Source organism: Roseateles sp. (assembly GCF_049240545.1).
Lineage (GTDB): Bacteria > Pseudomonadota > Gammaproteobacteria > Burkholderiales > Burkholderiaceae_C > Paucibacter_A.
This window is the reverse complement of sequence record NZ_JBMLSK010000137.1, coordinates 45,827-63,313: the sequence shown is the minus strand read 5'-3', so window position 1 is coordinate 63,313 and position 17,487 is coordinate 45,827. Positions and strand designations below refer to the sequence as shown.

Sequence of the window (17,487 nt, the reverse complement as noted above, 5' to 3'; positions counted from 1 at the left end):
GTCTTGCCCTTGTTTGGCCAACTCAAACACCCGGTCAGCTGCCCGCCGCACCCAAGAAGCAGCACAGCGCCGCACCAGCACTCAGCCTGAAGCGCAGGGTCAACCATGCCGAGGCGCCAAGCGCGGGATACAGCCGCCGATCCACCAGATAGCAAACCACCAGCATGACCCCATGCAAGACCAGGCCTGCATAGGCCGGCATCACCAAGGCGACCCAGGCCGCCAGCGAAGGCACCACACCCCAGACAAAGGGTTGCAAATGCGGCTCGGCCTGCCGAAAGCCCAGCCCCCAATAGATACCGCCCAGAAAGGAAATGATCAGCGCCGCATAGGCCGACAGCCCAAAGCTGACCCAGGCATGCGCCTCGGCATTGCGCCCGCCGACCAACCAGACCAACAAAGCACCCAGCACAAAGGGCAACAAGCCCAAAAGACCCAGGCGCTGGGCATAAGGCGGGACAGGCAGGGGCGACGGTGCGGCGGGGCTGACATCAGCAGGCATTAAAAAGGACTCCGAGTCGGTTCCAGAGGAAAGCGGTTTGAAACAGGGCTGTTCAGCCAGAAAGCAAGGGAGGAACGCTGGGCTGGAACCCTCGCCCACTCACTCAACTCAATTCTTGCCCAGGTTCTGCAAGCGTCGTTCCAGTTGATCGGCGCTCAAGGCACCGGGCGCTCGGCTGCCGTCTTCAAAAATAATGGCCGGCGTGCCATTGATGTGGTGACGCCTGGACAGGGCCAAATTGCGCTCGATGGCCGCATCATCGCAAGCCGCCGCCGGCCTGGGCGGGGCCTTGCCTTCGAGCATCAAAGCCTGCCAAGCGGCGCCGGAGTCCTTGGCGCACCACACCGCGCGCGACTTCTCCGCCGAATCGCCGCCCAAGATGGGGATCAAGAAGGTGTAGACGGTGAGGTCCTTCATCTCCTGCAGCGAACGCTCGAAGCGCTTGCAGTAACCACAATTGGGGTCCGCAAAGACGGCGATCTTGCGCTTGCCATTGCCCGACTTCCAGACCACCGCGTCCTTGATCGGCAGGGCCGAAAAATCCAGGGTCAGCAGCCGGTTGACACGGTCTTCGGTCAGATTGCGACGGGTGCGCAGGTCGATCAACTCGCCTTCGATCAGGTAGTTGCCACTCGCATCGGTGTAGCGGATCTCACTGCCAATGCGAACCTCCCACAAACCCGCCATCGGGCTTTGCCTCACTTCTTCGATCTTGGGCAGGCCACTGAGCTTTTCGGTCAAGGACTTGCGGATCACCGCTTCATTGGCCTGGGTCAACAGCGGCCAAGCGCTTGCAAGGAAGGTCACCGCCATGGCGGTCCAAGTCTTGAGTTTCAGCATCATCTTCAGGGTCGAAAGGGTTCAAGAGCCCAGGGCGCGCGACGTTAGCCAGCGCTTCAAGGTCGGAACGGCATTCAAGGCATTCATGCCTCGATTTCGCAACTCACGCAGGGCCGGCTTGTCGCTGGCAAAGACCTTCAGCAAGCCATCGGTCAATTCGCCCATGGCCCAGTTGGGCGCCATGCGAGCGCGGGCATAGCGGCGCAAGAGGCGCTCGTCACCCGCGGGGCGCCAAGTCTCCTTGGCCGCCAGGACTTCGGCCAGCGCCGCCACATCGGCAAAACCCAGATTCAAGCCTTGGCCGGCGAGCGGATGCACCAGATGGGCGGCATCGCCCAGCAGGGCCCAGCCCGGTCCGGAAACCGCTTCCGCACGCGCCAGCGCCAAAGGCCAGGAGGAACGGGCACTGGCCAAGCGCAAGCGCCCCGCTTCAGCGCCGGTGGCGGCATTCAATGCCGACTCAAAGGCCTCATCACTCAGCGCCAAGAGCTCGGCGGCTTGAGCCTCCGGCACCGACCACACCAAACCATAGGAGGCGCCGGCCAGCGGCTTGGCGATCGGCAACAAGGCCAAGACATCGGGCGAGCGGAACCACTGCTGCGCTACCCCCTGATGCTCGGTATCGGCCACCAGGCGAGCGGCAATGCCGCGCTGGCCATAGCTGTGGACGTCAAAGCGCAGCCCCAAGTCGGCTCGCCCCGCGGAATCACGCCCTTCACACAGGGCCACCAAATCGGCCGGCACCGGCGCATCAACAATTTGCACATGAGGCGCGTAGCGCAGCGCCTGCGCCAATTGCTGCTCCAAGGCGCCGGCATCGACGATGAAGGCCAATTCGGCCACACCCTGTTGCCAGGCCGAGAACTCCAGCATGGCGCCGCCCTGGTCGCCGCGTACCTTCATGTCATAGACCGGGCTGACCGCATCGGCCGGCAGGGCATCCCAGACCTTCAACTCGGTCAACAGGCGTACCGAGGCGGCATTCAGGGCGTAGCTGCGTACATCATCCCGTTGCGTCGGGCTGGCTTCCACGCTGCCCAGCAGCGCCACGCGCAGGCCCTGGGCACCCAGGGCCAGGGCCAGACTGCGGCCCACGCAACCACTCCCACGAATCAAGACCTCATAGCTTTGCATGGCGGCATTGTAGGCAGGCGACACAAGGCCTCAGGCACGCAGGGTCGCCGAACGATTAAAATGCCATCTTTGCCCCGCACACGCGACCGGCGCCCCACCCAGAAAGTCATTCATGAGCCTCAAATGCGGCATCGTTGGCCTGCCCAACGTCGGCAAGTCCACCCTCTTCAATGCGCTGACCAAGGCGGGCATTGCCGCCGAGAACTATCCCTTCTGCACCATCGAGCCCAATGTAGGCGTGGTGGAACTGCCCGACCCGCGCCTGCAGGCGCTGGCCGACATCGTCAAGCCCGAGCGCATCCTCCCCGCCGTGGTCGAGTTCGTCGACATCGCCGGCTTGGTGGCTGGCGCCTCCAAGGGCGAAGGTCTGGGCAATAAATTCCTCTCGCACATCCGCGAGACCGACGCCATCGTCAATGTGGTGCGCTGCTTTGAAGACGGCAATGTGGTGCACGTCAACGGCCGCGTCGACCCAATCTCCGACATCGAAGTGATCCAGACCGAACTCTGCCTGGCCGATATGGGCACGGTGGAGAAGAGCCTGCACCGCTACAACAAGGTGGCCCGCGCCGGCGACAAGGAAGCCATCGCCCTGGTCAAGGTGCTGGAGAAGTGCGAGGCTGCGCTGAACGAAGCCAAGCCGGTGCGCACGATTGATTTCAGCAAGGAAGAACTGGTGCTGCTCAAGCCCCTGTGCCTGATCACCGCCAAGCCGGCCATGTTTGTGGCGAACGTGGCCGAAGATGGTTTCGAGAACAACCCTTTCCTGGATCGTCTGAAGGAATACGCCGCCGCCCAAAACGGCCCGGTGGTGGCCATCTGCGCCAAGACCGAGGCCGAGTTGTCGGAAATGAGCGATGAAGACCGCGCCATGTTCCTGGCCGAGATGGGCCAGGACGAGCCGGGCCTGAACCGCCTGATCCGCGCCGGCTTCAGCCTGCTGGGCCTGCAGACCTACTTCACCGCTGGCGTGAAGGAAGTGCGCGCTTGGACCATCCACAAGGGCGACACCGGCCCGCAAGCGGCCGGCGTGATCCACACCGACTTTGAGCGCGGCTACATCCGCGCCCAAACCATCGCCTATGAAGACTTCATCACCTACAAGGGTGAGCAAGGTGCCAAGGACGCCGGCAAGATGCGCGCCGAAGGCAAGGAGTACATCGTCAAGGACGGCGATGTGCTGAACTTCCTGTTCAACGTCTGATTCAACACGACACCAGCAGCCTCTGCTGGGCCGCTTGCTTGGTAAGCCCCATTGCGATGGGGCTTTTTTATTGCCTGGACCCCGGCGGCCGGCGCTTGCGGGTCGTTTACAGCTGAGACTCGATCGGCAAGAGGCCCAGCAGCCGGATCAAAGTTCGTTTCAGCCACGAGGTCTCCGGCTCTTGGTGCAAGGTATGCGGCGCAGCGGGATTGCGGTCGACCCATACGAGCTTGCCCTGCACAAGCTCCAGTTGCCAGGCGACTTGATCGAGTTGAGAGAGTAAGCCTTGCGCCACTTCCCTGGCCAAGGCCGGGGCCTCACACACCAGGCCCACCTCGGTGTTGAGCTGAATGGATCTCGGATCCAGGTTCGGTGACCCGATGAACACGCGCGCCCGATCGACCACCAAGATCTTGGCATGCAGCGAGGCCCTGGACGACCCGATGAAGGCGGACTGTCTTTTCTGCCCGGCCTGAGGGGCCGTGGGCTTGAGCTCGTACAAACGGATGCCGGCGGCCAGCAGCCTTTCTCGGTACGACTGATAGCCCGCATGCACCGCCGCAACATCGGTGGCGGCCAAGGAGTTGGTCAGGACCGTCACGGCGACGCCTGATTCGACCAAGCGAGCCAAGGCCCTGCTGCCCTGCACTCCCGGAACAAAATAGGGCGAAACAATCAACAACTCCCGCCCAGGCGTCATGCTTTGCAACTGTCGCAGTTGCTCAAGCAAATGCCCACGGGTGTCCTCAACGGAGCGGCGGATCTTGGCCGGGTCATCCACCAATAGATGAGCTGTCCCCCAGGCATAGTCAGTCGCCATGGGCTGCGCCAAGCGCTGCATTCGCTCCCGCAACTGTTGCAGAAAGGGCGAATCCTCGGCGGCCTGCAAGGATTGCTGCAACTGCTGCCGAAGTTGATCCAGTTCCACCGCACCCGCCAATCGCCCCCTGAGTGTTTCAATGGCATATGTGGCGGGGTCTTGCCAGTACCGGTCAAAAGCTTGCTCCACCTCAGCCAGCACCGGCCCATGGACCAACACATCCATATCGCCGAACTGAATGTGGCTGCGGGCGGAGAAGTACTCATCGCCGATATTGCGCCCCCCAAGTATGGCGACCTGACCATCCGCGACCAAGGCCTTGTTGTGCATGCGCCGATTGACGCGCTGGAACTCCAGGGCGGTGCCCAGCAACTGCAAGTCACGATAGGCGGTCGGATTGAAGAGTCGAATCTCAAAATTCGGATGCGCAGCCAAGGCGAGCAAGAACTCATCCCGGGCGTCGACGCCATGATCGTCCAGCAAGACACGCACCTTCACGCCGCGGTCGGCGGCTTGCAGCAAGCGGTGCAGGATGAGCCGCCCCGAAGCGTCATTGCGCCAGATGTAGTACTGCAAGTCCAAGGCGTGATCGGCCGCCTCGATCAAGGCAAGCCGGGCAATCAGGGCACCCTCGCTTTCTGCGAGTCCTTGAAAACCGTTCAAGCGGGCATCCGGCTGTTGGCGCCTAACCTCTGCCAAGGCCTGCTGAAGACGACCGGGCCGCGCAGCGACATCGGCGGCCGCCCGAGGGGCATCGGGGGGCTGAGGCGGCAAGCTGCTGCAAGCCACCGTCAGCAGACAAAGCAAGGCCAGCAAGGCCCGAACAGTCAAGCCCATCACGGCAGGCACTTCAGCTGAAGGTCGGCGTACCAGCCCCGCGCCTTTTGGCCGGTGTTGTCGGTGTCCGTCATCACGGCCAAAGCGAGCAGCGCCCCGGGAGCCTCACCGAAAGCCCTGCGGTAGTCCTCGTGCAGATTGCGCTGCATGGGCTGCCAATGGCCCAATTCCTGACTGCCGGAACTGGCCACCATCATCTGAACGCGGCTGCTGTGCGCGGACGGAATCAAGGTTCCAACCGGCCATTGCTCGCTCCAGATGTACATCAACACGGCATAGGGCGGGGCCGCCCCCAACAAGGCCTTGGCCAGCTTGAACCGGCGCTGCTCCTTGGCTGGAAGCTTCTTCACATCGCCGTCAAAAGCCAGCAGCACGCGCAGGGGCGCGTCTTCCCGGCGCTTGTCTTTATTGTCCGCTCCCGGCACCAGGGCTTCCGCCTTCCATTGCCACGACAGCCAAGGCGGTGGTGCCAGCATCGCGGCGGGATTGAGCTTGCTGACAAACAAAGAGGCCGATGCATCGGCCTGCGCCAAGAGCGCGGTGTGCCCCGTCAGCCCCGCTTGGGTCTCCAAACTGTACTGGGTGTCACGCTTCAGTTTCGACAAAGGATGGGCGCTCCAGACCGCCTTGTCTGCCGCGAAACCAAGATCCCTCGGTACACAAGGCAAGTCGCCACCCGCGCCTGAAGAAATCTGTGCCGAGGCTGGTGCCAAGGTCAGGAATGCAAGGATCAAAAAGCCGCAGAAGGGCTTGAGGTTAGTGGTCCACATGGGTCTTCGAAATCAGACAAATAAAGATGCGCCAAGTTCGAGGGCGTGCGCTGCCGATGTGCACATGAAGAGCATCTGCTGCCCGACTGCATTTTGCCGCTCCTGCGGAGCGGATCCTCAGAGCAGTTTCTCTTGCCATGAAGGCCGAGTTCAGCCGTGCGCCGCTCATCGCTTGGTAAAGAGAAGGCTCGGCCTTCAATCAAGCCTCATCATCCGCAGCAGCGGTTTCAAAATAGGCGACGCCACGTCCGCTTGATCTCAAGACCGCTTGGCAAAAAAAGGGGCAGAATCTTCCGCAAAGTTGACCCCTCCCTGACTAACCCTGTTGCACATCAACCATGAGTTCCAACGAACTGATCGCCAGCCAAGGCTCATCGACTGCGCTGACTTCTGACCATGCCTCGCGCGCTGATTCGCGCCAGTTTTTGACCTTCCATGTCGGGGGCGAGGAGTACGGACTGGACATCCTGCGCGTGCAGGAAATCCGCTCCTACGAGGCGCCAACCCGGGTGGCCAATGCACCTGCATTCGTCAAAGGCGTGGTCAATCTGCGCGGGGTCATCGTGCCCATCGTTGATTTGCGCCTGCGCTTGGGGCAGTCCGGCGAGTACAACGCCTTCACCGTGGTAATCGTGTTGAATGTCTGCCAGCGGGTCGTCGGCGTGGTGGTCGACGCGGTGTCCGACGTGCTGGAACTCAATGCCGAGCAGATCAAGCCCCGGCCCGAGGTGGCGGCCGCGCTCGACTCACGCTTCATCACGGGCCTGGGCAAGATCGGCGAACGCATGTTGATTTTGCTCGACATCGAGGCCATGGTTGCCAGCCCGGATTTCGGCCTGATGGACTAGCAAGCCCCGCTCGCAGTCAAAAAGTTAGTACACGCCCTCCCGGAATCCCTCTAAAAACGGGGCCTCTGGAAAAGAACCCAGACTCTTAGCACTCATTCGCAGCGAGTGCTAATATTGATCCTGTCGAACCGAAAGGTTTGCTTTGCGAAAGAAGATGATGACGATGTCTACCCCTAGTGCTTTGACGGTGCGTGACCCTTGGTCGCTGGTGCCTTCTTTGGGCAATCTGGACGCATACATCTCTGCCATCAACCGTCTTCCCTTGCTGAGCCCCGAAGAGGAAATTGCGGCGGCTCGCAAACTGCGCGACCATGGTGATGTGGAGGCCGCCGGGAAGCTGGTGTTGTCGCACCTGCGTCTGGTCGTGTCGATTTCGCGCCAGTACATGGGCTACGGCCTGCCCCAAGGCGATCTGATCCAGGAAGGCAATGTCGGTCTGATGAAGGCCGTCAAACGCTATGACCCGGATCAAGGCGTTCGCTTGGTCAGCTACGCCATGCACTGGATCAAGGCCGAAATCCATGAATACGTGCTGCGCAATTGGCGCATGGTCAAGGTCGCCACGACCAAGGCGCAGCGCAAGCTGTTCTTCAATCTGCGCTCGATGAAGCACAGCATGAAGGAAGACATGAGCGACGATATGAGCCACCGCAACAGCTTGAGCGAAGCTCAGCTGGAGCATGTGGCCAAGGAGCTCAACGTCAAGCGCGAGGAAGTGCTGGAGATGGAGACCCGCATGTCCGGCGGCGATGTGGCGCTGGAGCCGCAGACCGACGACGAAGGCGAGACCTTCTCACCGATTGCCTATCTGGCCGACGAGACACAGGAACCCACCCGTGTGCTAGAAGCTCAGGCACGCGATGCTTTGGCCGGTGACGGCATCACCCGCGCCCTTGAGGCTTTGGACGAGCGCAGCCGTCGGATCGTGGAAGAGCGTTGGTTGAAGGTCAACGATGACTCCAGCGGCGGCATGACCCTGCATGAATTGGCGGCCGAATATGGCGTCAGCGCCGAGCGGATTCGCCAGATCGAGGTTGCGGCGATGAAGAAGATGCGCAAGGCGCTCACTCCCGCCTGATGAAGTTTCGTGGCTGAGGGGCATCACCCTCAGCATGCACGCTCAAAGAGAAAAAGCCCCTAGGCTCAGCGCCTAGGGGCTTTTTTGCTTTCTGGCGGATCGAATCCAGTTCAGGACTTTTCGGCCAGCAAGAGCTTGATGTCATTGGCCAGAGCACTGGCCCCGGATCCGTACCGGGAGAACACCCGCACCCGTCCTTGGGTGTCAAAGATGAAGCTGGCTGCCGTGTGATCCATGGTGTAGCTCTCGGGCGTCTTGCCCGGCACCTTGGCGTAGTAAACCTTGAACTCTTTGGCCGCGGCCTTGGTCTGTTCCTCGCTACCGCGCAAGGCCACAAAAGACGGGTCAAAGCTGTCGACATAGGCCTTCAACAAGGTGGTCGTGTCGCGCTCGGGATCGACGGTCACGAACACGCCTTGCACCCGTTCGCCTTCCGCACCCAAAGAGCGTTTCACCTCGGCCAACTCGGCCAAGGTCGTCGGGCAGACATCGGGGCACTGGGTAAAGCCAAAGAAGACCACCACCACCTTGCCTTTGAACTCACTGAGGCTGCGGCTGCGGCCGTCCTGGTCGCTCAAGCTCAGGCCTCGGGCGTACTCGGCGCCGGTGAGATCAACGCCCTGAAAGCTGGCTTTCGAAGTACCCATCTGATCGCAAGCAGCAAGGCTCGCCGCCATGACGGCGATCGCGGCCGTCTTCACCCAAAACCTCATGTTCAGACGCATAGCAAGTCAAGCCATCAAAGGCTGCAAATAGTGATCCAGCAAGAGCGCGGCAAACAAGAGCGACAGGTGCCAGATGGAAAAACGGAAGGTCGCCCGAGCCAACTCGTCCGAATATCTGCGCCACAGCTTCCAGGCGTAACCGCAAAAGCCCAGACCCAAAATCACTGCGCTCACCAGATAAATCCATCCGCTCATGCCGGTCAAGAAGGGCAACATGGTCGCGGCCAGCAAGATCCAGGTGTAGAGAAAGACCTGCAAACGGGTGAACTCAGAGCCATGTGTGACCGGCAACATGGGCAAGCCGGCCTTGCGGTAGTCCTCGGTGCGGTAAAGGGCCAAGGCCCAGAAGTGTGGCGGCGTCCACAAAAAGATGATCAAGCACATCAGCAAAGCCTCAGGCCCCACTTCGCCACGCAAAGCGGCCCAACCCAGCACGGGTGGCATGGCACCTGAAGCGCCGCCGATGACGATGTTTTGCGGCGTCATCGGCTTCAAGATGACGGTGTAGATGACGGCGTAGCCCACAAAGGTCGCGAAGGTCAGCCACATGGTCAGCGGGTTGACCCAGAACCAGAGCAAGGCAAGCCCAACGCCGCCGAGCAGGGCGGAGAAGCTCAGGGTCTGCGCCCGACTCAGTTGGCCCTTGGCAGTGGCACGCCAAGAGGTGCGTTTCATCTTGGCGTCGATCTGCTGTTCCACCAGACAGTTGAAGGCGGCGGCAGCGCCGGCCACCAACCAAATGCCAGCGGTTGCCGCCAATACCTTGACCCACTCCTCATTGCTTGGGAGACCCGGAATCGCCAGCGCCATACCGATGATGGCGCAGAACACGATCAACTGAACGACCCGAGGTTTGGTCAGTTGGTAGTACTGTTGCCAGCGCGAACTCGGGCCAGCGGCGGCCGCGACGGAAGTAGATGAAGCCATAAGGGCGAAGCGTATCGGTAAAACCGTGTCAGAGGGAGACCAGCGCAGTGGCCGAAGGACGGCCTTGCTGCAAACGGGCCAACAAAAAGCTCAACATCGTCAACAGTGCGGCGGCCCCGCCTGTATGAGCTAAGGCGGCCAGCAAGGGCCAGTCCAACACCACATTGGAGATGCCACTCAGGAATTGCCAAGCTGCAACGAGCAACAAACGCCGTGCCCAAACACGCATTTGAGGCTCGCGAGTGCGCCACAGCGTCCAAGCAAACAAAACAATGGCGCTGAACACCACCAATGCGCCGAGCCGATGAACCATATGGATGGCAGTCAGGGCCTCAAAAGACAACCAACCACCTCCCGCATTGAGGCCCAAAGGCCGCCAGAACGAAAAGCCTTGTTTGAAATCCATCGCCGGCCACCAACTGCCCGGCAGGCATTGCGGAAACTCCGAGCAAGCCAAGACGGCATAGTTGGTGCTAACCCATCCGCCCAAGCCCACTTGCATGAGTGACAACACCGTCAGCACTGCGGCACCCCACAAGACCCATCGGTGGCTTCGCAGCGGATTCGGCTGATAGGCCTGCGCCTGCCAAGCCAAAAGCATCAACAAGCCCATGCCACCCAAAAGATGCAAGGTCACGATGGCGGGAAACAGTTTCATGGTGACCGTCAAAGCGCCAAAAGCGCCCTGCATACAGACCCAGACCAAGGTAATCGTGGACCACCACGGCGACAGCGTGACCCCGCCCTTGCGAGCCAAGCGCCAACTCTGCACGCACAGCACCAGGATCAACACCCCCACCGCACTGGCCAGATAGCGATGCACCATCTCCACCCAGGCCTTGCTGTGCGTGACAGGCCCGGTGGGCATGGCGGTCTGTGCCGCGTGGATCTCCTCCCTGGCACCCAAGGGGCTGGCGCTGCCATAACAGCCCGGCCAATCGGGGCATCCCAAACCCGAGTCACTCAGGCGGGTAAAGGCACCGAACAAGACCAGATCAAAGGTCAAGAACAGGGTCAACAAGGTCAGTGCACGCAAACGCGCACGAGGACTGGAGTCCCTCTGGCGAAAACGCAGCCACAACAAAGGGCCGGCCGCCAGCAATGCGCCCAAGCCCATCAACTGCCCCAGCGGAGAGAGATCGTAAGCAGCGACGCTCATGGGATTCAACGCCCAGCCTTGTCCCAACCCGCATTGGCCTTCAAGAGGCGGCTCAAATCACCTTTGACCTTGCCGGGATCGGGGGCCACTGGGCTGCGCAGCATCCAACGGCCCAGCGGGTCAATGACGAAAAGATGATCCCGCAGGGCTCGACCATCGGCTGGCTTCAGCCAAGCCTCCAATTCCGCACGCGGCGCGCGCAAGATGGTGACGGGAATGCCCTGGGAGACGGCCTGCTGCAACTCGGGGCGCAAGGCCTCGTCGTCAGGGATCAGCCAGAGCTTGTCGACTTTGTCGCGCTCTTTGCCGAGCATCTCGCGCAACTGCCGCTGCATGAACAGCATTTTCTCGCATTCAGCATCACAAGCACTGCCTTGCACCAGGGTCAGCAACCACTGGCCTTTCAGGGAGTCGGGCGTGACGGGCTTGCCTTCCAGGGTCTTCAGGCTCAGTTGCGCTGGCACATCGACGGTGGGCAAGATCAAATCACCGTAGGCCGAACCACGCGGCTGAATCACATAGAAGGTGAAATAGGAGGCAATCACCGGCGCCGCACAAGCCGCGAGCACCAGCAACATACGGACGCGGCCTCCCTTGGTGCGCTGTGCAGCATTGGCCGTCATCGGATCCGGCAGGCTATGAATCGTCATCGCCACGGGGTCGCTTTCGGGAGTGGCCGTGGGCGCAGCGGCGCTCGAGGCTGGATCATGATTCTTGTTATTCACGGCTGCGGGCTCGGAGACGGGGGCGGATTGTTTGGAACCAGACATAAAGACCTATCAGCAGCGCAGCGAGCGCGAACCATTGAAACGCATAGCCATAGTGTTTGTGCAAACCCAGATCGGGAGCGGGCCAATCACGTAACAGCCCATCAGCCGGCTTCGAGTTCGAGGCCTGGGCTCCAATTGAAGGTGCCCAATCTTCGAGTTGCAAGACGGTTAAGGGCAGCAATGCTTGCCCAATTTCCTGCCCGTAGGCTGAAACGTCGAGATTCTGCCGGACCGAGCCGCTTTCGGCTGCCGCCAGTTGATAGACCCTAGAGGGCGTGGCGGCCAGTCGACCGAAAACCTCCACGGCTTCGCTTGTCTGCGGCAAAACCGGCAGTCGCGTGCGGTCGGCCGCGTCCCGGGGCGTCCAGCCCCTTTGAACCAATACCGCTTCCGAACGCCCCTCAATCTGCAAGGGCGTCAAGACCAAAAAACCAAATCGCCCCGCCATCGGGCGGTTGTCAAGAAAAATGGTCTTGTCATGCAGCCAATGCCCGCGCAGCTTGACCCGCCGATGAACTTGCACCTGGGCCTGAGCAGGCTGAGCGTGCAAGGCCGCGCCATTCAGGGGCGGCAGCTGTGCATTCGCCTCGATGCCGGCTTGCAGCTTGAGTTTCTGTTCGGCTCGGTCGAGTTGCCAAAAGCCTAAACCCAGCGTCAAAGACACCGCAGCTATGGTGGCGACCATCACCACGAGTGAACGCAAACGGGGACTCACAAGACGCTCCGCGACAGATAATCGGCCATGATGAAAACCGCTATTGCAATCGCCTTCATTGGCATCTTATTGGCCTTGGCTGCGGCTGGGCTGTTCATGCTGAAGAACGGCTCCGGCGCCGACAAAAAACGCAGCCACAACATGGCCCGTGCGCTGGCGGTTCGCGTCGGAGTTTCGGTGGCCTTGTTCTTGTTCATTTGGCTGAGCTATCTCTTGGGCTGGATCGAGCCGACCGGCTTGCCCTTGCGCTCATAGCTCGCAAGGAATGAAAAAGCGCCGCATACAGCGGCGCCTAGGACAAATCGGCGACCCGCAGGTCGCCACTGCCCCTTACATCCAGTACACGATGACGTAGAGGCCCAGCCAAACCACGTCGACAAAGTGCCAGTACCAAGCGGCGCCTTCAAAGCCGAAGTGACGGTCCTTGGTGAAATGACCTTTTTGCAGGCGCAATGTGATGAAGAGCAGCATCAGCATGCCAATAAACACATGGAAACCGTGGAAACCGGTCAGCATGTAGAAGGTCGAGCCAAAGATGCCCGAATTCAGCTTCAGGTTCAGGTCGTTGTAGGCATGGGCATATTCGTAGCCTTGCAAGAACAAGAAGGCGATACCCAGCAGCACGGTCAGCCACATAAAGGCAATGGTCTTAGCACGGTTGCCGGCGATCAGCGCGTGGTGCGCAATGGTCAGGGTCACACCGGAGGTCAACAGAATCGCGGTGTTGATGGTCGGCAGCGGCCATGGACCCATGGTGCTAAAGGCTTCCACGGTGCCGCCCGGCGCCGCTGTCGCACCAGCAGCGACGCTTGGCCACAAGGCCTTGAAGTCGGGCCAGAGCAGATTGTTTTCAAAGCTACCCAGGGACGGCACCGAGTGCACACGCGCCCAGTAGAGTGCACCGAAGAAGGCTGCAAAGAACATCACTTCAGAGAAGATGAACCAGCCCATGCTCCAGCGGAAGGACATGTCGATGCGATCGCTGTACTGACCGCTTTCGCTTTCAGCGATGGCGGCACCGAACCAGTTCTTCAACACCCACAGGAACCAAATCAAGCCAAAGGCCACGGAGTAAGCGCCCCACTGGTGACCATTGATCCACTGACCAGCGCCAAGAATGACGAAGAACAGGCCGATCGAACCAAGCACCGGATAGGCCGATGGCCCGGGAATGAAGTAATGAGGGGCTTTGCCCGCTGTAGTCGCTGCCGACATGTTTCTTCTCCTCGAACTAAATCAGTTCAGATAACGCTTAGCTAAATTCTGCAAAAACTCAGGCGCTGGCAACACCACTGCCGACGACCCACTGGATCAACAACACCAAGGCCAATACAAACAACAAAGCCCCGATCACACCGGCCACGATCACATGAACCGGATTCAATTGAGCGGCATCTTTCTCATAGTCTGCGCCACGACGCACGCCGAAAAATGACCAGGCCACCGCCCGCACCGTCTGGAAAAAAGACGCAGGCCGGGCCACGGCCTGCTTCAACTCTTCACCGGCCCTCATGAGCCGCCGTTGACCGGCTGAACTTGAAGCGCGGCCTGCTGATTGCCCTTGCCGGCCACCTCAAAGAAGGTGTAGGACAAGGTGATCGTCTTCACATCTTTCGGCAACTTGGGGTCAATCACAAAGACGACCGGCCAGGCCTTCTTTTCCCCGGGCTGCAAGGTGTACTCGTTAAAGCAAAAGCACTCGAGCTTGTTGAAATGCGAGGTCGCTTGCTTTGGCGCGTAACTCGGAATGGCCTGCGCTGCCATCACACGGTTCTGTACGTTACGAAACTCGTACATCACCGTGGTCAATTCCCCGGGGTGCACGGTCAGATGCTTCACCGCGGGAGCGAACTCCCACGGCCCCCGCGAATTGGCATCGAACTCAATCGAAATCGTGCGGCTGTAATCAATCTGGGTGTTCTTGACGTCCTCCGCGCGCACAGCATGCTGACGCTCGGACAAAGACAAGACATTGATGCCCAAGGCATTGCAAATGGCCGTGTACAAGGGCACCAGCGCGTAGCCGAAGCCAAACATCATGGCCACGACCACCACCAGCTTGCCCACCAAACGCAGGTTATCCCTGCGCAAGGCGGCGGCAAAAGACCAGGAGGCGCTCATACTCGTTTCAGAAGCCGAGTACGGCAATCTTGGTCACGAAACCAAGGCCGAACACCAGCGCCACACTCACCAAGATAAGGGCCAGGCGCTTGTTGTTCTTGCGCTGCTCAGGACTCTGCGTCATGGTCTCAGCCGATCACCTTGGTTGCGGTGGCATCCAGCTTGGGCGGGGTGTCGAAGGTGTGGAAGGGAGCCGGCGACGGCACTTCCCACTCCAGGCCTTCAGCAGCTTCCCAAGGCTTCTGAGGGGCCTTTTCGCCCTTGCCGCGCATCATGGGGATGACCACGAACAAGAAGAAGTACACCTGCATCAAGCCGAACCAGAAGGCTCCCACCGAAGCAATCGCATTGAAGTCAGCGAACTGCATCGGGTAGTCCGCATAACGACGCGGCATGCCGGCCAAGCCCAGGAAGTGCATGGGGAAGAAGGTGATGTTGAAGCTGATCAGCGAGCCCCAGAAGTGGATCTTGCCGCGAGTCTCGCTGTACATCACACCGGTCCACTTCGGACCCCAGTAGTAAACGCCAGCGAACAGCGCGTACAAGGAACCAGCAACCAACACATAGTGGAAGTGCGCAACGACGTAATAGGTGTCTTGGATCTGAATATCCACCGGCGCCATCGCGCAGATCAGGCCGGTAAAGCCACCCATGGTGAACACAAAGATAAAGCCCACGGCCCACAGCATCGGCACTTCAAAGGTCATGGACCCGCGCCACATCGTCGCCAACCAGTTGAAGATCTTCACGCCAGTTGGCACGGCGATCAGCATGGTGGCATACATGAAGAAGAGCTGACCCGTCACCGGCATGCCGGTCGCGAACATGTGGTGAGCCCAGACGATGAAGGACAGGATGGCGATCGAAGCCGTCGCGTACACCATCGAGGCATAACCGAACAGACGCTTACGAGCAAAAGCGGGCACGATCTGGCTGACGATGCCGAAAGCCGGCAAGATCATGATGTACACCTCGGGGTGACCGAAGAACCAGAAGATGTGTTGATACATCACCGGATCACCACCGCCCGCGGGATTGAAGAAGCTGGTGCCAAAGTGGCGGTCTGTCAGCGTCATCGTGATCGCACCAGCCAGCACAGGCATCACCGCGATCAGCAGATAAGCGGTAATCAGCCAGGTCCAGCAGAACATCGGCATCTTCATCAGAGTCATGCCAGGAGCGCGCATGTTCAGAATAGTGACGATGATGTTGATCGAACCCATGATGGACGAGGCACCCAGGATGTGCATCGCGAAGATGCCTGCATCCATGGAGGGGCCCATTTGCAGCGTCAGCGGCGCATACAAGGTCCAGCCTGCGGCAGGCGCTCCGCCGGGCATGAAGAACGAGCCCACCAGCATGATCGCAGCGGGCACCATCAGCCAGAAGCTGAAGTTATTCATGCGGGCGAAAGCCATGTCACCGGCGCCGATTTGCAGCGGGATCATCCAGTTCGCAAAGCCCACGAAGGCCGGCATGATGGCGCCGAACACCATGATCAGACCGTGCATGGTCGTGAACTGGTTGAACAACTCGGGGTTGAAGAACTGCAAGCCGGGCTGGAACAACTCGGCGCGAACACACAGCGCCAAGATGCCGCCAATGATCAGCATCGTGAATGAGAACAGCAGATACAGAGTACCGATGTCCTTGTGATTGGTGGCGAACACCCAGCGACGCCAGCCCGTAGGAGCGTGGTGGTCATCGTGGTGGCCATGAACGTCGTGACCGTGATGGTCAAGCACTGCACTCATGTTGATTCCTCTTTGGACGTTTTCGACGTTTGTCTGATGCTTCTTGACGTTCTACCGCTTACTTGCGCGCGGCCACGATTTCGGCCGGCTGGACCACTTGGCCCGTCTTGTTGGACCAGCTGTTCTTGGTATAGCTGATCACGGCCGCAATTTCGGTATCGCTCAGTTGTTTCCAGGCTGGCATGGCGCCGTTGTTTTGGCCATTCAGCATCACAGCGATTTGCTTGAGCTTATCCTCATCCAAAACGATCGGGGAGCCATCCAAGGCCTTGATAGGACCTGCACCCTTGCCATCGGCCTTGTGGCAGGCGGCGCAATTGGCGGCGTACACCTTCTCGCCGCGAACCATCAACGCAGCCAACTCCCAAACCTTGCTTGGATCATCCGCCTTGGCGGCCATTTCCTTCTTCTTGCCATCGACCCACGCCGTGTACTCAGCGGCCGAAACCACCTTCACGTGGATGGGCATATAGGCATGCTCTTTGCCGCACAACTCGGCGCACTGGCCGTAAAAGTCGCCGGTCTTTTCGGCCTTGAACCAGGTGTCGCGCACGAAGCCGGGGATGGCATCTTGCTTGACGCCGAAGGCCGGCACCATCCAAGCGTGGATCACGTCATTGGCGGTGGTGATGATGCGAACTTTTTTGCCCACCGGCACAACCAGCGGGTTGTCGACCTTCAGCAGGTAGTCATCGGTCAATTCGGGCTTGCCGGAGTCCGACATCTCGCGCTGCTTGGCATCGAGAGTCGCCAGGAAACCAATACCCTCGCCCTCGCCCTTCAGGTAGTCATAACCCCATTTCCACTGGTAACCGGTGGCCTTGATGGTCAGGTCGGCGTTGGTGGTGTCCTTCATGGCCACCACCACCTTGGTGGCCGGCAAGGCCATCAAAATCACGATGATGAAAGGCACCACGGTCCAGGCGATCTCGACCTTGACGCTCTCGTGGAAGTTGGCGGACACCGCACCCTTGGACTTGCGGTGCTTGAAGATCGAATAGAACATCACGCCGAACACAGCGACGAAGATGAGCACACAAATGATCATCATGAAGTTGTGCAACCACATCTGGTCGGCCGCGATCTTGGTCACCGGCGGATGCAGATTGATCTGATTGACCGCCGGCCCACCCGGGAGATCGTTCACTGCCAGGGCTACTTGGGTGGCCAGCGAGGCGCCCGCAGCAATCGCCACCTGTCCCAAGCGGCGCGCGGCCTGATGCACTCGTGCGTTCATCATCTTCATGGTCGTCACTCTTATTTCTATTTCATTTCCGGGAAGC

20 protein-coding genes are annotated in these 17,487 nt (G+C 60.1%); 4 read left to right on the top strand and 16 right to left on the bottom strand.

Translation table 11 applies throughout. The features are described 5' to 3' along the window. Positions 1 to 34 precede the first annotated feature (34 nt). From ACOVRJ_RS09085 to ACOVRJ_RS09075, 3 genes are all read right to left on the bottom strand, one after another. Entirely contained in the window at positions 35 to 502 is a 468-nt protein-coding gene (locus ACOVRJ_RS09085) for a DUF3429 domain-containing protein (protein ID WP_422043533.1), read from the bottom strand. Positions 503 to 610: 108 nt separating this feature from the next. Continuing rightward, the gene (locus ACOVRJ_RS09080) at positions 611 to 1,342 is read right to left on the bottom strand and encodes a DsbC family protein (protein ID WP_422043532.1); all 732 of its coding nucleotides are present in this window, start codon (positions 1,340 to 1,342) and stop codon (positions 611 to 613) included. 21 nt (positions 1,343 to 1,363) lie between these two features. Further along, positions 1,364 to 2,476 carry an FAD-dependent monooxygenase gene (locus ACOVRJ_RS09075; protein ID WP_422043531.1) on the bottom strand — a complete coding sequence of 371 codons (1,113 nt, stop codon included), beginning with the start codon at positions 2,474 to 2,476 and terminating at the stop codon, positions 1,364 to 1,366. A gap of 112 nt (positions 2,477 to 2,588) precedes the next feature. Between ACOVRJ_RS09075 and ychF the strand changes: the two genes are divergently transcribed. After that, a complete protein-coding gene (ychF, locus tag ACOVRJ_RS09070; RefSeq protein WP_422043530.1) occupies positions 2,589 to 3,680 on the top strand; it encodes a redox-regulated ATPase YchF in 1,092 nt (363 codons plus the stop codon). Positions 3,681 to 3,786: 106 nt separating this feature from the next. Here ychF and ACOVRJ_RS09065 read toward each other — a convergent pair whose 3' ends face one another. Together ACOVRJ_RS09065 and ACOVRJ_RS09060 are read right to left on the bottom strand one after the other, a co-directional pair. Then, the gene (locus ACOVRJ_RS09065) at positions 3,787 to 5,337 is read right to left on the bottom strand and encodes a phospholipase D family protein (protein WP_422043529.1); all 1,551 of its coding nucleotides are present in this window, start codon (positions 5,335 to 5,337) and stop codon (positions 3,787 to 3,789) included. After that, a complete protein-coding gene (locus tag ACOVRJ_RS09060) occupies positions 5,337 to 6,107 on the bottom strand; it encodes a DUF3047 domain-containing protein (protein WP_422043528.1) in 771 nt (256 codons plus the stop codon). Before ACOVRJ_RS09060 ends, ACOVRJ_RS09065 begins: the two co-directional genes overlap by 1 nt. 338 nt (positions 6,108 to 6,445) lie before the next feature. Here ACOVRJ_RS09060 and ACOVRJ_RS09055 point away from each other — a divergent pair, with 338 nt between their 5' ends. Continuing rightward, positions 6,446 to 6,955, top strand: a complete 510-nt coding sequence (locus ACOVRJ_RS09055) for a chemotaxis protein CheW (RefSeq protein ID WP_422043527.1) — start codon at positions 6,446 to 6,448, stop codon at positions 6,953 to 6,955. A gap of 154 nt (positions 6,956 to 7,109) precedes the next feature. Then, positions 7,110 to 8,033: an RNA polymerase sigma factor RpoH gene (rpoH, locus tag ACOVRJ_RS09050; RefSeq protein WP_422043526.1), complete on the top strand. Its 924-nt coding sequence runs from the start codon at positions 7,110 to 7,112 to the stop codon at positions 8,031 to 8,033. 110 nt (positions 8,034 to 8,143) lie between these two features. Here rpoH and ACOVRJ_RS09045 read toward each other — a convergent pair whose 3' ends face one another. The 5 genes from ACOVRJ_RS09045 to ACOVRJ_RS09025 all read right to left on the bottom strand — a co-directional run bounded on the left by ACOVRJ_RS09045 (position 8,144) and on the right by ACOVRJ_RS09025 (position 12,317). Then, complete coding sequence (locus ACOVRJ_RS09045; RefSeq protein ID WP_422043525.1) at positions 8,144 to 8,680, bottom strand: SCO family protein; 537 nt, start codon at positions 8,678 to 8,680, stop codon at positions 8,144 to 8,146. Positions 8,681 to 8,764: 84 nt separating this feature from the next. After that, entirely contained in the window at positions 8,765 to 9,685 is a 921-nt protein-coding gene (cyoE, locus tag ACOVRJ_RS09040; RefSeq protein WP_422043524.1) for a heme o synthase, read from the bottom strand. Positions 9,686 to 9,713: 28 nt separating this feature from the next. Next, positions 9,714 to 10,844: a COX15/CtaA family protein gene (locus ACOVRJ_RS09035; protein ID WP_422043523.1), complete on the bottom strand. Its 1,131-nt coding sequence runs from the start codon at positions 10,842 to 10,844 to the stop codon at positions 9,714 to 9,716. Positions 10,845 to 10,849: 5 nt separating this feature from the next. Next, the gene (locus ACOVRJ_RS09030) at positions 10,850 to 11,569 is read right to left on the bottom strand and encodes an SCO family protein (RefSeq protein WP_422043522.1); all 720 of its coding nucleotides are present in this window, start codon (positions 11,567 to 11,569) and stop codon (positions 10,850 to 10,852) included. Then, complete coding sequence (locus tag ACOVRJ_RS09025) at positions 11,562 to 12,317, bottom strand: SURF1 family protein (RefSeq protein WP_422043521.1); 756 nt, start codon at positions 12,315 to 12,317, stop codon at positions 11,562 to 11,564. The genes ACOVRJ_RS09030 and ACOVRJ_RS09025 overlap by 8 nt, the downstream gene beginning before the upstream one ends. 42 nt (positions 12,318 to 12,359) lie before the next feature. Here ACOVRJ_RS09025 and ACOVRJ_RS09020 point away from each other — a divergent pair, with 42 nt between their 5' ends. After that, positions 12,360 to 12,584, top strand: coding sequence for a DUF2909 domain-containing protein (locus ACOVRJ_RS09020; RefSeq protein WP_422043520.1), 225 nt, complete (start codon positions 12,360 to 12,362; stop codon positions 12,582 to 12,584). Between the two features lie 75 nt (positions 12,585 to 12,659). Here the strand turns inward: ACOVRJ_RS09020 and ACOVRJ_RS09015 are convergent, their stop codons facing one another. Genes ACOVRJ_RS09015 through coxB form a run of 6 tightly spaced genes read right to left on the bottom strand, consistent with a single transcriptional unit; the run spans position 12,660 to position 17,450 of the window. After that, complete coding sequence (locus ACOVRJ_RS09015) at positions 12,660 to 13,544, bottom strand: cytochrome c oxidase subunit 3 (protein ID WP_422043519.1); 885 nt, start codon at positions 13,542 to 13,544, stop codon at positions 12,660 to 12,662. Positions 13,545 to 13,602: 58 nt separating this feature from the next. After that, positions 13,603 to 13,842 carry a DUF2970 domain-containing protein gene (locus ACOVRJ_RS09010; RefSeq protein WP_422043518.1) on the bottom strand — a complete coding sequence of 80 codons (240 nt, stop codon included), beginning with the start codon at positions 13,840 to 13,842 and terminating at the stop codon, positions 13,603 to 13,605. After that, on the bottom strand, positions 13,839 to 14,450 hold the full coding sequence (locus tag ACOVRJ_RS09005; RefSeq protein ID WP_422043517.1) for a cytochrome c oxidase assembly protein: 612 nt from the start codon (positions 14,448 to 14,450) through the stop codon (positions 13,839 to 13,841). The genes ACOVRJ_RS09010 and ACOVRJ_RS09005 overlap by 4 nt, the downstream gene beginning before the upstream one ends. Before the next feature lie 7 nt (positions 14,451 to 14,457). Then, on the bottom strand, positions 14,458 to 14,574 hold the full coding sequence (locus ACOVRJ_RS09000) for a cytochrome oxidase small assembly protein (protein WP_422043516.1): 117 nt from the start codon (positions 14,572 to 14,574) through the stop codon (positions 14,458 to 14,460). Positions 14,575 to 14,578: 4 nt separating this feature from the next. Next, positions 14,579 to 16,204: a cytochrome c oxidase subunit I gene (gene ctaD, locus ACOVRJ_RS08995; RefSeq protein ID WP_422043515.1), complete on the bottom strand. Its 1,626-nt coding sequence runs from the start codon at positions 16,202 to 16,204 to the stop codon at positions 14,579 to 14,581. A 58-nt stretch (positions 16,205 to 16,262) separates the two neighbouring features. After that, complete coding sequence (gene coxB, locus ACOVRJ_RS08990; protein ID WP_422043514.1) at positions 16,263 to 17,450, bottom strand: cytochrome c oxidase subunit II; 1,188 nt, start codon at positions 17,448 to 17,450, stop codon at positions 16,263 to 16,265. Between the last annotated feature and the right edge of the window lie 37 nt (positions 17,451 to 17,487).